At 39.7% G+C, this 13,996-nt stretch carries 11 protein-coding genes; 4 read left to right on the forward strand and 7 right to left on the reverse strand.

Annotated features, from left to right (window positions below; translation table 11 throughout):
• Window position 1 precedes the first annotated feature (1 nt).
• The 3 genes from folB to BM073_RS11800 are packed head-to-tail and all read right to left on the reverse strand — an operon-like array spanning window position 2 to window position 2,252.
• Window positions 2-370, reverse strand: a complete 369-nt coding sequence (gene folB, locus BM073_RS11790; protein WP_091654395.1) for a dihydroneopterin aldolase — start codon at window positions 368-370, stop codon at window positions 2-4.
• Window positions 370-1,335: a DivIVA domain-containing protein gene (locus BM073_RS11795; RefSeq protein WP_091654396.1), complete on the reverse strand. Its 966-nt coding sequence runs from the start codon at window positions 1,333-1,335 to the stop codon at window positions 370-372. The genes folB and BM073_RS11795 overlap by 1 nt, the downstream gene beginning before the upstream one ends.
• Window positions 1,332-2,252, reverse strand: a complete 921-nt coding sequence (locus BM073_RS11800) for a WD40 repeat domain-containing protein (RefSeq protein ID WP_091654398.1) — start codon at window positions 2,250-2,252, stop codon at window positions 1,332-1,334. The genes BM073_RS11795 and BM073_RS11800 overlap by 4 nt, the downstream gene beginning before the upstream one ends.
• 35 nt (window positions 2,253-2,287) lie before the next feature.
• On the opposite strand from BM073_RS11800, the gene BM073_RS11805 reads away from it, so the two are divergent.
• On the forward strand, window positions 2,288-2,917 hold the full coding sequence (locus BM073_RS11805; protein ID WP_091654399.1) for a 4'-phosphopantetheinyl transferase family protein: 630 nt from the start codon (window positions 2,288-2,290) through the stop codon (window positions 2,915-2,917).
• Window positions 2,918-3,019: 102 nt separating this feature from the next.
• Window positions 3,020-3,598, forward strand: a complete 579-nt coding sequence (locus BM073_RS11810; protein WP_091654401.1) for a redoxin domain-containing protein — start codon at window positions 3,020-3,022, stop codon at window positions 3,596-3,598.
• Here the strand turns inward: BM073_RS11810 and BM073_RS11815 are convergent.
• From BM073_RS11815 to BM073_RS11835, 3 genes are all read right to left on the reverse strand, one after another.
• Window positions 3,595-4,437: a transglutaminase-like domain-containing protein gene (locus tag BM073_RS11815; RefSeq protein ID WP_091654402.1), complete on the reverse strand. Its 843-nt coding sequence runs from the start codon at window positions 4,435-4,437 to the stop codon at window positions 3,595-3,597. The two genes, BM073_RS11810 and BM073_RS11815, sit on opposite strands and share 4 nt — an antisense overlap.
• Window positions 4,438-4,460: 23 nt before the next feature.
• Entirely contained in the window at window positions 4,461-6,092 is a 1,632-nt protein-coding gene (locus BM073_RS11820; protein WP_091654404.1) for an acyl-CoA carboxylase subunit beta, read from the reverse strand.
• Window positions 6,093-7,375: 1,283 nt separating this feature from the next.
• Window positions 7,376-8,176, reverse strand: coding sequence for an N-acetylmuramoyl-L-alanine amidase family protein (locus tag BM073_RS11835; RefSeq protein WP_091654410.1), 801 nt, complete (start codon window positions 8,174-8,176; stop codon window positions 7,376-7,378).
• On the opposite strand from BM073_RS11835, the gene BM073_RS11840 reads away from it, so the two are divergent.
• Complete coding sequence (locus BM073_RS11840) at window positions 8,175-10,961, forward strand: putative LPS assembly protein LptD (protein ID WP_245756408.1); 2,787 nt, start codon at window positions 8,175-8,177, stop codon at window positions 10,959-10,961. The genes BM073_RS11835 and BM073_RS11840 overlap by 2 nt on opposite strands.
• A gap of 211 nt (window positions 10,962-11,172) precedes the next feature.
• Window positions 11,173-11,403: a hypothetical protein gene (locus BM073_RS11845; protein ID WP_091654411.1), complete on the forward strand. Its 231-nt coding sequence runs from the start codon at window positions 11,173-11,175 to the stop codon at window positions 11,401-11,403.
• 29 nt (window positions 11,404-11,432) lie between these two features.
• Here the strand turns inward: BM073_RS11845 and BM073_RS11850 are convergent, their stop codons facing one another.
• Window positions 11,433-13,085, reverse strand: coding sequence for a T9SS type A sorting domain-containing protein (locus BM073_RS11850; RefSeq protein ID WP_091654413.1), 1,653 nt, complete (start codon window positions 13,083-13,085; stop codon window positions 11,433-11,435).
• Window positions 13,086-13,996 lie beyond the last annotated feature (911 nt).

Below are 13,996 nucleotides of genomic sequence, written 5' to 3' on the forward strand. Positions count from 1 at the left end.
ATTAATCTTGGTAATCTTCAGGATATTGAATTTGTACGGCAGAATATTTTACCAATCCGCCTAATGCTGGACCATGTTTTTTAAGGGTCAGTCGAATTTGTGTTGTACTGGGATAAGCACGTAATATATCCGTCACAATCATATGCCCCAGATGCTCCAAAAGCTTCACTTTCACATCCATTCTAGCCTTAATGATCTGATACAATTTTGAATAATCTACCGTGGCATTCAAATCATCTTCCAGCATGGCTTTTTTGAAATTAGTCTCTAATTCCAAATCCAAGGTAAAGCGGTTTCCTAAAATAGATTCTTCAGGATAGGCTCCGTGATAGGCATGAAATTCAATACCTTCGAGTGCAACTTTTCCCATTATTCAAATTGATCAAAAAATGAACCCGATTGTTTTTTTGGATCTTCCGGCTCATTTTCTTCCCTTACTTCTTGAGCCTTGATTTCTTCTTTGACAGGTTCTTCTTCTTGAATTTCTTCCTCCTGATCTACCACTTCTTCCACTTCCTCTTCAATCTCTTCATTTTCTACTTCAACTTCCTCATCAGCCTCCACTACATCCGGAGCACTATCATGCATTTCCAAATCGATAGCTTCCTCTACAGTTTCCATTTCTTCCAATGGATCTTCTTCTATAGATTCGGGCACATATTCATCCTGTGGCTGTTGTTGCACAGGAGCTTGCGCGGCAAGATTGGCTAAATTTCCAAAAGTAAATGTATGTGACCTGCTGAGTTCATCAATGGCACGTTGGTGCGCTTTTGCATCGATTCTGGAATAATGAGCTTCAGCCAAATCCAATTGATTCAGGGTGTCTTGCGAAATTCGCTTTAAGCTTTTTACCAAAGCCTCCCTTTGCTCAGCCAAGCCTTCGTAGGACCTTACTAATCCCTGCATGCTTTCACGAAGCTCAATGATTGTTTCTTTTGCTTTTGCTTCTGCAGCTCCAATAATGGTAGCAGCATCTTCCTCTGCCTTTTTCTTTGCCTCCTCCATCATTTGGTTGACATGGGCTGTGGCGTTTTTCGCAGTATGGTTTGCTTCGGCAATAATCTGATCGGCGGCTTCATTGGCCTCTTCAATGATACTCGCCCCGGTATCCTCCGCAGTTTTCAATGTTCTAAAAAGTGAATCCTCCACATCCTTCAGTCTTTTGGCCTCTGCCTCCACCTGTTGCAGTTTAGATTTCAATTCCAGGTTTTCCTGATTGAGCTGTTCTACGACCTGACTGACCTCATCCAAAAATGCGGTAACTTCTTTTTTTTCAAAACCCCTGAAGGAAGTTTCAAATGATTGCGAACGAATAGCTGCGGGAGTGATTTTCATGTATGTTGTGGTTCTATATTCCAAATTGAAATGCTTCTGTCATCAGAAACGGAAATGACTTCTTGAGTATAACTACTCCAAACTACCTTATTGATACTGGTGCCATGACCTGCGTTTCGAGCCTTGTCTATGACTTTGAGCAGTTTTCTTTCTTCAGTATCCCAAACTTTGATGGACTTGTCCATGGAGCAGGTAACCAGCATGGATCCATCTTCTTTAAATGAAAGATAATTGATTGCATACATATGCGCTACAATATCTTCAGATAATGCATAAGGATCTACACTCCAAAATTTCAAATGTGCATCCCTAGCACCACTTACCAGAATTTTTTCATCCGGAGAGTATCGCAAGGCAAACACCGAGTTGGCATGCCCTGTTAAATTAGCAATGGGCTGATATTCATTAGCCAAATCCAAAATCTTGATGCTATGATCAGACAATCCAATCGCCAAATGTCTTTTTCCTAGGGCAATATCCATTACCCTAATACTTTTCGAGGATAGCTTAATATGCTTTTTAATGCTTTTTGAAGGGATATCAACAACGATTAAAACTCCATCTCCTGTTCCTACAAAAACCTCATCTCCTAAAACCTGAATATCAAAGATTGCCTGATCTGTCAATCGGATCGACCAAAGCTCTTTATTCTCTTGGAGATCAATCAAATGAATTCCTTCAAAATTATGCCCAATGACCAAATAGTTTCGCTGCTTGTCTACTGCCAATGAATAGACAGAGTTAGGGAGCTTAGCAATTAATTTTCCGTCCTTTGGATTATCTAAATCCCACTCCACTACCATTCCATCTCCGGCACCTGTATAAAAAAAGCGAGGATCCGAGCCTTCAGCCAATGCGTATATACAATCATTATGGCCAGTTAGCGTGTGCGATTTAATTACTTGAATTTTTGACATATATTGCCTTATGCTTAGATTAGCCCTACAGGCCTATGCAAACAAAAATAGAAAAAATTGATAGTTCCTCTGCCTTAGCCATCAAGATAATTGATGACTACTCTGAGGAAGAACTGGACTTCCTCAGTTTTAGGGAAAAACTTGCCTTGGCAAACATCTCTCATCCTGAGAAAAAAAGGGAGTGGTCTACAGCGAGAGTAGCGATCAAAGATGCTTTGGATTCTCTTTCTGTCCCCTATCCCGGATTTTTTAAAGATGAACACGGGAAATCCCAATCCATGAATGGCACCGGGTATGTGTCTCTTAGTCATACTCAAGGCTATGCCGGGGCTATTTTCCATAGAGAATACCCCGTGGGAATGGATATGGATTTTGTGAGAGAGAAAATCTTAAAAATCGGGAAAAGATTTTTAGACCCAGATGAACTGGATTTTCTGGAGAATGATCCAGTTCATTTCACGCTTGCTTGGTCTGCTAAAGAATCAATCTTCAAGTGCCAGGGAAAAAAAGGAGTTTCTTTCAGAGACAATATTCTACTTGAGCCTTTTGAAAAAGGAAGTACTGTGATTAAAGGGAAAATAAGAGGAACAGATTACGCGGATCATCATTATCAGGTGCAGGCACAGGTACTTGGAGACGTGATTCTCACCTACACCATTTGGTAATATGAAATGCCCGTGAGGAAAAATCTCACACAGTGGGATAATTATTTTGGGCATTCCTCCCGATAGTTATCGGGATGACCTCTAAAAATAAATTATAAACAGATGAAAAAAATAATAGCTGTTTCAATTCTTTGCTGCTTATTCCATTTCAATAGCTTTTCCCAAACTTTTCAATCCATAGAAAGGATAGATGCAGTAACCGGAAAAAGTACAGATTTAAAAAGCTTGATCAGTGGCAAAGCGATGGTGTTAATTTTTCACAGCCTGGGATGCCCTTATTCCAAAATGTATGAAAAACGATTAATTGCAATGAGGAATAGCTACTCTAATAAAGGAATCCGATTCGTTCTCATCAATCCTGAATCAGAAATTGATCCTGAAAGTCAAAAAGTTTTGAAATCATATATAGATGATTCGGGGCTCAATATGAATTATCTGATTGATGAGGAACAGGTTTTGGTTAAACAATTGAATATTACTAAAATTCCCGAAGCATTAATAATTCTGAATACTGAGTCAGGGTTAAACGTGGTTTACAGAGGAGCCATCGATAACAATCCCCAAGCTGAATCAGCCGTTTCGGAAAGAATTTTGGAAAGAGCAATCAATCAAGTGCTGAGAAATGAAGAACCAAGTCCTGCCACAGTCAGAGCAACGGGTTGTAACATGAAGAGCTTCTAGGGCTCTAGAATTGCCAACATTTCCTTGATTTCATCCACTTTTTCAGCTTCCCCAAGTTTATCGAAAGAATTCCCCAGATTCCTTAAGCTTCTCATAATGATCTGAAGATTATCGGTGGGCTCAAAGTATTCTTCTTTTGGCTCAATTTTCAGATGATTTAGGTAATTGTGGATGTCTTTTCTGCTAAAAACCAAACCTTTATTAAAGGCATTGACATAAAAAGTCAACTCATCTGTTTTGTAAGTCAGTACAAATAAATTTGGCAGATTGACTCCATAGATCGGGAGTCCCAGTTTTTTAGCCACCAACATGTAAATAGCACATAAGGAAATGGGATTTCCCTTTTTGGTGTCCAAAACAGTGGATAGCATACTATTTCCGGGAGAGTGGAAATTTTTTGTATTGGCTCCGAATCTCAGAGTATTGAAAAGCACATTATTGATGATCCGAATTTGATCATAGGGTTCCAAATCATTTCTAAAAGCAGTCCATACATCAAAATAGATCTGATGCATTTCCGCATTTAGTTTTTCAAATTCCAGGTCGGGATATTGATAGGTATTGATAATCCAAAGTCCTGTCAACAAGTCCTGATCCTCGGAATTTTTCCATTCCTCCAGTCTTCTTTTCACCAAAGAAAACTGGAGGTCATGGACTAGAATTTCAATCTCTTTTTGGATCTCCGGATTAAAACTGTTTTCCCACTTTTTTTCCAAGTAGGGAATGATTTCCGTTCCCAAGGATATAATGCGTTCCCTTACATGATTTTTGACTTCAAGGTCTGTGTCGTCAAGCAAGGAAACTAAGGCGTTTAATTCAGAGTCTGACAATTCACTCATAAATGAAAATAATCAATTAATCTTTAGGTTTGAATAACACCCACATTAAATCTTTCCAAAATAGGATTGTGATTAGCTGCTTTAATTCCCATGGATATCACCTTTCTCGTCTCTCGGGGATCTATCACCCCATCAACCCACAATCTGGCAGCAGCATAATACGGACTCAACTCCTCATTATACTTATTGGTGATTTCGTCCAGTAGTTCCTTCTCCTCTTCCGGAGTGATCTCTTGTTTACCTGCTTTTTTCAAAGAAGAAACTTTAATCTGAAGCAAGGTTTTGGCTGCAGAAGCACCTGACATTACAGCCATTTGTGCAGTAGGCCAAGAATAAATCAGTCTTGGATCATAGGCTTTTCCACACATGGCATAATTGCCCGCTCCGTAAGAATTCCCAAGAACAATGGTGAATTTTGGAACAACTGAGTTGGCCATTGCATTCACCATTTTTGCGCCGTCTTTAATGATTCCTCCATGCTCAGCTTTACTACCTACCATAAATCCACTGACATCCTGAAGAAAGACCAAAGGAATTTTGCGTTGGTTGCAGTTCATGATGAAGCGGGCCGCTTTATCTGCAGAATCTGAATAGATCACACCGCCCATCTGCATTTCACCTTTTGCAGTTTTTACAATCTTTCTTTGATTGGCTACTATTCCAACAGCCCAGCCATCGATTCGCGCTGTTCCACAAATCAGGGTTTTCCCATAATCTTTCTTGTACTCATCAAACTCCCCGGCATCCACAAGGCCTGAAATCACTTCAAGCATATCGTAGGGCTTTACCCTGTCCAATGGGAATTTTTTCAACATCTCTTCTCCCGAAAAACCGGGATCTTTGGGTTCTGATCTATCAAAACCTGCATTTTCAGATGCCCCAAGCTTGTCAAAAATATTCTTGATAGCATCCAGACAATCCTGGTCAGAGTCATATTTGTTATCAGTCACCCCTGATATTTCACAATGGGTGGTCGCCCCTCCAAGAGTTTCATTATCTACAGACTCGCCGATTGCTGCTTTCACCAAGTAAGAGCCGGCCAAGAATATGGAACCTGTCTTATCTACAATCATAGCTTCATCTGACATGATGGGTAAATATGCTCCACCAGCTACGCAACTTCCCATGATAGCTGCCACTTGAACGATACCTAGGGAAGACATTTTCGCATTGTTTCTAAACTGCCTACCGAAGTGCTCCTTGTCTGGAAAAATTTCATTTTGCATAGGCAAAAACACGCCTGCACTGTCTACCAGATATATGATAGGTAGGCGATTTTCCATGGCCACTTCCTGTGCTCTCAAATTTTTCTTGGCAGTCATAGGAAACCAGGCTCCTGCTTTAACTGTGGCATCATTGGCGACGATCACGCACATTCTACCACGGACATATCCGATTCCTGTGACAACACCTGCTGAGGGACAGCCACCTTCTTCCTCGTACATCCCATCTGCTGCAAAAGCCCCTATTTCTAAAAAATCCGATTGCTCATCGATCAGGTAATCGATTCTTTCTCTGGCGGTTAATTTGCCTTTTTCATGCTCCTTGGCAATTCTTTTGGGTCCTCCTCCCTGTTTTACAAGTTTGTATTTTTCCTGCAATTCAGTGAGGAGTTGGCCGAAATCTTTTGGTTCAGTTTTACTTGGGGAATTCATTCTTTATTTGGGTTTACTAAATTCAAACTCCAATCTACAAAAGGAAGTTTGGAAAAATCAGAATTCCGGTGGGAGAAATCCGAAAAGATAGTTTCTTGCTGCTCGAGTCCGCGATATTATCGGGAGCAATCTCGAGCTCTTATCAAAGAATTTGTATTCCGATTAAATTAAATGTTTTCAAAAGCTAGAAATGGTCTAGCGATTATTGAACTTTTGGAAACCTTGTTCCATACCTACGGCATGGAAAGGAGTCTCAGAGCCGCTTTGCTACCGAGCTGAAATCCCTACGGGATTTAGAATTCCCACAATGTTTCTCGGATATCTTGCTGGCATTAAGCTATCATTTCCAAGCGAAGCGATTGCGCCAGCGCTGGGAGATAATCCAACTTCCTTACCTCGGGTTGCACCCGAGCTTGCGCGCCTCTGGTGTGGCTATTGAAGAGTTTAAGCCCTTCAGGCTTTTGAATCCTAAATCGTCCTAAATTGAATTTATATTTCCAAAGGGTAAATTGACCCGTATTTCGCCGAAGGCGTATTTCTTTTATTTCTAAAGTATTTCTCTTCCCGTCTTGCTGGCATTGAGTCATCGTTTCCAAATGGAGATTAAGGGCCAGCGCTGGATAAAGGTGATGGCTTATTTGGAACCCCGAGTTGCACTCGGGCCTGCGCGACTCTGGCGTGGCTAATAAATTACGCTCCTTTGGAGCTTTTGATTAGAGTCTGACTAGAGATTTATCTCGCCGGAGGCATATCTTAAAAATTATCTTTTAGGTATCTTTTAATTATTTCGCCGCAGGCGTAATTCTAAGCTCCTCGGATCCACGACAGGAGTCGGGAGTAATTCCGAGGTCTTATCGTAGGATTTGTAATCCGAAAAATCCTTTAGGAGTTTGCCATAAAATGGGGCATGAACATAATTATTATCGACTCGCGAACTCAAAAAAATCCCTTGGAGGGTTGATAAAGGATTTTGGTTTCATCTTGCTGGCATTGAGTCATCGTTTCCAAATGGAGATTAAGGGCCAGCGCTGGATAAAGGTGATGGCTTATTTGGAACCCCGAGTTGCACTCGGGCCTGCGCGACTCTGGCGTGTCTAATAAATTACGCTCCTTTGGAGCTTTTGATTAGAGTCTGACTAGAGATTTATCTCGCCGGAGGCATATCTTAAAAATTATCTTTTAGGTATCTTTTAATTATTTCGCCGCAGGCGTATTTCATTTTATTTCCACTGTATTTCCAAATCTATCTTGCCGAAAGAGTATTTCTACCGCATTTCAATTATTCAATTCCCTTCTATCTGGGTCTTGTAATCTCTGATGGACCTGAAAATAGCTGAGGCCATATATTCCTGACCTTCTTTACTCATTAAAAAAGCCTCTTCTGCAGAGTTAGATAAAAAACCTAATTCAACCAACACAGAAGGCATGGAGGGCGTCCAAAGCACATAGAATGGTCCCTGCTTTACTCCCCGGCTTTTTCTTCCTACACGGTCCTTAAACTGTGTCTCAATTTGATCTGCCAAAGTCACGGAGTTTTCAAAAAATGCGCGAGACATCAGGTTAAACATAATGTATGATTCAGGAGAAGAAGGATCGAATCCCTCGTATCTTTCTTTATAATCTTCCTCCAATAACATCACAGAGTTTTCCCGCTTAACAATATCAAAGTTATTATCAAAGTGCTTCATTCCCATTATCCATGTCTCTGTTCCAAATGCCGACTTATTTGCGGCGGAATTGGAATGGATGGAAACAAAAAGATCAGCCTTATTAATATTAGCGATTTGAGGACGCTTTTCTAAAGTTGGGAAACTATCATCATCCCGAGTGTAAATAACTTCTACATCAGGTAGATTTTCCTTGATATATTTTCCAACAAGTAAAGTGACTGCAAGATTAATATCCTTCTCTCTGGCTCTAGAACCTATATTTCCGGGATCTTTTCCGCCATGACCTGCATCTAATACGATTTTTTTCATCCTAAATGCCGGCATCATCGTTTCATTGGGAATAAACCCGCCAAACACAAAAGGAATCAATAAAATAAGACTAAGAATAATTTTTTTGTTTTTGGACCGTACCATGAGGGCAATAAAATTAACTTTACGCGAAATTTCACTTAAATTCATCAAAGCGCAAGCAGCAGTGCAGGGAAACAGACTCCTTTTTTTCAGTATTCTTCTTTTTATCCTTCTACCCCAACTGGCCGAAGCTCAGAGATCTGGCCGTGCCCAGGAGAGAAAGCTGACCGCACCTGATACTTTGCAGGTTCCTCCGGTCATTCAAAATGATACTCTCGCTATTCCCAGCGATACACTTGCACTTCAGGATTCGGCAAAAATTGTGCCTTCCAGTCCAATACTTTCAGAAATTACTTATTTCGCTGAAGACAGTATTGTTACTGACTTCGAAACCAACAAGGTATATCTCTACAATAAGGCCTGGTTTGAATATGGAAAGATGAGGTTGGATGCGGATCGCATCGTGATCGATTGGAAAAATTCAGAACTCTATGCTACAGGGGTTACGGACAGTACAGGTACAATCTTAGGAAATCCCTTCTTTAAGGATGGAGACGCAGTCTATGAAATCCGGAAGGAAATGCGGTACAACTTCAAAACTCAAAAAGCCATCATCAAAGATGTGGTCACAGAGCAACAGGATGGGATTTTGCGGGGAGAAACCATTAAAAAGACCGCAGATGGGAGTATTTATCTAGACCACGGGTATTATACCACCTGTAAATTAACAGAGCCGCATTGGCATATATCTTCCAATAAACTGAAGTCCATAGAAGGAAAGCAGGTTGTATCAGGACCTTTTAATTTATACTTCAATGGAATTCCAACTCCATTAGGCCTTCCTTTCGGACTTATCCCTAATACTCCAGAAGAAAAAGCTTCGGGTATCATCTTCCCCAGTTATGGACGCGAGCAGGTTAGAGGTCTTTTCTTAAGAGATTTTGGCTACTATTTCGCGATTAACGATTACATCCACGCACGTCTGACAGGGGACATCTATTCCAAGGGGGGATGGGGAGCAAAAGCACAGTCTGTGTATAAAAAGCGATATAGATACAGCGGGGGTTTCAATGTGGATTTTCAAAAATTCAAATCCCCAGAGACAGAATTGAACCCAGTAGACTATAATACCTTCCGGGTAACCTGGAACCACACACCGGAATCAAGAGGAACGGGAAGATTTTCAGCATCCGTCAATGCAGGAAGCACCAGCTATTTTAATACAGTGGTCAACCCTAATAATTTCCAGAATAACATTACTTCAGACCTTCAATCCAGCGTCACTTATACCAAGCAATTTTCAGGAACGCCTTTTTCTATGTCGGCTTCAGCTCAGCATTCTCAGTCGGTTACTACAGGAGAGGTAAGGTTGAGACTTCCGAACTTCAATGTGAGTATGAATAGACAAAGTCCGTTCAAAAACATCAATTTTGAACCTCTCAAAACATTGAATATCGCCTGGAATTTCGATTTCCAAAATTCCATTACAAACAGAATTCAGTCCCCTACGCCTATTGATCCAGAATTAGGAGGAACCACTGCTCCATCCTTGATTGATTTTACTCCTGCTAATTTTGCACTGTTGCTAAAAAATGCCAATAATGGAGCTCAGCATAGAATTCCGATCAGTAGTAACTTTACACTTTTCAAGTATTTTACAGGAACCGGCTCAGTGAATATCAATGAAGTCTGGTACTTTCAAAAATTGAAATTTTTCTACAATCCTGTTTCAGAACGTGTAGATCAAGTAGTAGAAAATGGATTCAATCGAATCACCACATATACGAGTTCATTCTCCATGACTACCAACGTATACGGATTTTTTAATTTCAAAAAGGGAAAAATTCAGACGATCCGTCAGCATATTCAGCCTTCTTTTGGCTTTAGCTACACTCCTGATTTCACCAATGAGTCTTTTGGTTATTTTCAGAATGTTCAAACCAATGCCGAAGGAGCCACAAGATTATATAACAGGCATCAAGGGTTTATTTATGGAGGAGCACCTCAAGGTGAATCAAGGTCCCTGACCATGAGTTTAAGGTCAGTGATAGAAGCAAAAATCAAAAACAATCAAGATAGCACCAGTGAAGAAAGTACCAAGAAGATACCGCTGATAGAGAACTTGGATTTGAACACCTCCTATAATTTTGCTGCGGACTCTTTTCAACTTCAGCCTGTAAGGATCTCTGCTAGAACCAGCTTTTTTGACCGGAAACTCTCTGTCAACGTCAGCACCACGCTGGACCCTTATGCAACTACGACTTTTACCAATAATAGCGGAGCTACCTTAGAGAGAAGAATTAATTCTTTTGCCTGGAATAATGGACAAGGGCTTGGAACACTTCGAAATGCCTCTCTAAACCTAAATGCATCAATTAATCCCAGCAATGCTCAAAACCCGGGCGAACTCAGAGATGAATTGACCAACCAGTTTATGCAGCAAGGCGGTGTGATGAATGAATTTGTAGAAAGCCAAATCAATCAAATTGTCACCGACCCGAGCCAATATATTGACTGGAATATCCCTTGGAATCTGACTTTTGGATACAATTTAAATTACAATAAACAGTCCACAGGGACGACAAATATTACTCAGGCATTACAGTTATCAGGGGATGTTTCTCTTTCTGAAAAGTGGAAAATCAACTTCAATACCGGTATTGACCTTCAGACTCAGGCCATAACCCAATCTATGATTGGTATAGCCCGTGATCTTCATTGCTGGCAGATGAATGTCAACTGGGTTCCATTTGGGAGATTTACCTCTTACAATATTGATATCCGCGTAAAATCAAGCATTCTTCAGGACTTAAAGGTTTCCCGAAGAAGATCCTTCTTTGATCGATAATTCCAGAGCCATCATTAACTTACTTTCTTTCAACAGCTAATGAAGTGAACCGTTCATCAATCCTTTCACTTCAAAGCCAAAAGATGTAAGTTTATAGAAAAGCCTGATTTGGAATTTTATGAATTTTTGTTAGATTGAACTAAATAAATCTTTTTATTACATGTTCAATTTCAAAAAGTCTTTACCCTTAATATCTATTTTTTCGATTTAAATGAGTGTGATCGCGTCGGAAGCCAAAGCTCAAAAATCACCCGGTATTCCCATGCCGAGTGGACCAGTCGATCTATCTGAAACCTCCAATGTGGTTATTTTCATCATCATTCCAGCCATCATTTTGATTGCTTTTTTGATCTTTAGAAAAAGGATCAAGAAAATAAAGGAGGAAAAGAGAGAGAAATTAAAGGATGAAAATGAGAAGAATAGTAGTTCTAAAAAGGAATGAATTAAGGCCCTTCAAAGGAGCTCAACCATTTATTGCTTTACCAATTTAATTACCTGTGTTTGGTTTCCTTTTGTCAATTTCAGAAAATATGCGCCATCCTTTAAATTTGAGGAAAAGGCTTCCAATCGCTTATTCAATTCAGAAAGATTGGATGACTCCCAATTTCCTAAAAGATCAGATCCATTATAAAGGCTAATTTGAATTTTTTCATAATCCATTGGCTTCAGATTTTTATTCCCAAGGCGAAATGTTTTTGAAAACGGATTAGGGTATGCCAGCCAGACTTCTTCTATTTCAAGATCAGCTGGTTTTAAAACAGAAATCACCTTACTGCTTTCAGGTTCTTCAGCCTTTCTGTGAATTCTATAATAAATCAATGGGGACAGATTGGTGGCGCCTAAATCCTCATAAGAGTACCATTGAGAAATTTGAGATAGACCTTTGGAGGGAATAGTTGCAATTACCTCCCATTCCAAATTACTATTTAATGAACGTTCCAATTCATATTGTTCCTCTCCTGTTTCTGATAAGGTTTCCCATTTGACCTCAACGGATTCCTTTTTGACAGTTGCAGTAATTTCTCCAATATAAATCGGAAGAAGTCTGAAGCAAAAATCACCTGTCAAACTTTCCCAATGTGCAGGATCTGTATTCCTACTCATCGTAGCAGTACAAGATCCCACGGGAGTAGTTATGGATGCGACAGTTGTACCACATTTACTAAGGACCGTACTTCCTGACTTTGTGAAATTATTATACTCAAAATTAGACCCGGGGAAAAACCTAAATAGACTTGAACCGCTGAAGTTCACGTTCTCAATAGATGTATTCCCGTAATTATCAAACAATCCGGTGCCTGCCAGATTTAGTTCTGGCAGATTGAGAGTGGCTCCGGCCTCTACTATAACATAGGCATCACCTTCAACAGTGATCCCAGTACAAATATTAGCTGTAGCAGCAGAACTCCCCCTTACAATCAATTGATTTTTGGCTGGCAATCTATTATCCTGAAAACCCGGGTTACCCGCAGACAAATAGATTTGATTGGCCTCAAATAAACCTTCAATCAGAAAGTAATTTGTATTTGAGTTTGGAAAAGCAGCATAATGACTGACTCTTAAACTTGCATTGGGATGTACATGAAATAAAACACCATCATAGGTATTGGTAGCAGGATTGATAATACTTGCCGTTTCTGATGATACATATGGAGTCAAAATGAAGGAAGATTGCTTTCGATAATAAATAGCCCCTGAGACTGTAAAAAGAGCATCGCCCGTACCATTGCTGTTATTGATTGTGACACTACTTTGTTCCATCAAGTGAAGGTCCCTATCTACGGTCAAAAAAGCGCCATTAGCGATGTTGAATTCATAAACAGGAGAATAAAATCCAAAATCAAAGCCAGGGTTTAAAACCAGTGATTGGGAAATATTGACAGTTACTTTACAGTTATTTCTGTAAGTATTAAAGTTTGGAAAAGAAGCTGAAGGCATCAAAGGAGGATACAAGCTTGGGGAGTTCAGACTACATCCAGCTACATTGACCTTATCCCAGCAAAGGCCATTAGTCCATGTACCATCACATCCCGGTTTAGTTGGGTTATAGGTATAGGTTTGTCCACTCCCCTCTCTCCCAAGAAGCATACATATGATAAAAATACTAAAGCATAAGTACCGCATTTTATCAATAGTTTATAAAAAACATACAACTAAAAAACAGGCTTCAAAGGCAAATTCCTGTATATTAAAATTATACTTAACCTTCTGTTTTTCAGTTATTTATGATTCAATTTAAAAATATATTTTTTAAAACAAGAGTTATAGGAAAAATTATATTAAACAGCTTATAATTCAATTTATGATGCGAAAAATTGTATTTGAACTTCTGTCTAAAATTCTATTTCTGATGCTTATTGATAAATTGAGTATGAAAATGATCTTGGTAAGGTATTGATTTAGAGAAATAAAGTAGAAATAAATGGATATATGCCTGTGGTGAAATATTTATCCCGTAGGGATTTAAGCTTGGTAGAAAAAGGATATTGGGACTCTTATCCATGCCGTGGGTATGGAAGATAGTAGAAATACGATAGAAATATATTGAAATACGCCTGCGGCGAAATAGTTAAAAGATACCAAAAAGATAATTTTTTAAGATATGCCTTCGGCAAAATAAACCTCCGGTCGGAGTCGTAGCAAAAGCTCCGCTGGAGCGATAAATATTTTAGCCAGGGGTTTTAACCCCTGGGCTTTAATGAACGCACTTTCCCAGCGCTGGCCCAAGATCTCCATTTGGAAACGATAACTCAATGCCAGCAAGAAAGGATGAGGCTTTATTATTTCGGATTGAAAATCCTACGATATGACCTCGGAATTACTCCCGACTCCTGTCGTGGATCCGAGGAACTTAGAAATATATGGAAATACGCCTTCGGCGAAATATTTATCCCGTAGGGATTTAAGCTAGGTAGAAAAAGGATATAAGGACTCCTATCCATGCCGTAGGTATGGAAGATAGTAGAAATACGGTAGAAATATATTGAAATACGCCTGTGGCGAAATAGGGAAAAGATACCAAAAAGATAATTTTT

The sequence above is a fragment of the Algoriphagus ornithinivorans genome (genome assembly GCF_900115305.1).
Taxonomy (GTDB): domain Bacteria; phylum Bacteroidota; class Bacteroidia; order Cytophagales; family Cyclobacteriaceae; genus Algoriphagus; species Algoriphagus ornithinivorans.

Excerpts from the sequence above, each read along its gene's own strand:
- folB (WP_091654395.1), bottom strand. The coding sequence starts at position 370 with ATGGGAAAAGTTGCACTCGAAGGTATTGAATTTCATGCCTATCACGGA.
- BM073_RS11795 (WP_091654396.1), bottom strand. The coding sequence starts at position 1,335 with ATGAAAATCACTCCCGCAGCTATTCGTTCGCAATCATTTGAAACTTCC.
- BM073_RS11800 (WP_091654398.1), bottom strand. The coding sequence starts at position 2,252 with ATGTCAAAAATTCAAGTAATTAAATCGCACACGCTAACTGGCCATAAT.
- BM073_RS11805 (WP_091654399.1), top strand. The coding sequence starts at position 2,288 with ATGCAAACAAAAATAGAAAAAATTGATAGTTCCTCTGCCTTAGCCATC.
- BM073_RS11810 (WP_091654401.1), top strand. The coding sequence starts at position 3,020 with ATGAAAAAAATAATAGCTGTTTCAATTCTTTGCTGCTTATTCCATTTC.
- BM073_RS11815 (WP_091654402.1), bottom strand. The coding sequence starts at position 4,437 with ATGAGTGAATTGTCAGACTCTGAATTAAACGCCTTAGTTTCCTTGCTT.
- BM073_RS11820 (WP_091654404.1), bottom strand. The coding sequence starts at position 6,092 with ATGAATTCCCCAAGTAAAACTGAACCAAAAGATTTCGGCCAACTCCTC.
- BM073_RS11840 (WP_245756408.1), top strand. The coding sequence starts at position 8,175 with ATGAGGGCAATAAAATTAACTTTACGCGAAATTTCACTTAAATTCATC.
- BM073_RS11835 (WP_091654410.1), bottom strand. The coding sequence starts at position 8,176 with ATGGTACGGTCCAAAAACAAAAAAATTATTCTTAGTCTTATTTTATTG.
- BM073_RS11845 (WP_091654411.1), top strand. The coding sequence starts at position 11,173 with ATGAGTGTGATCGCGTCGGAAGCCAAAGCTCAAAAATCACCCGGTATT.
- BM073_RS11850 (WP_091654413.1), bottom strand. The coding sequence starts at position 13,085 with ATGCGGTACTTATGCTTTAGTATTTTTATCATATGTATGCTTCTTGGG.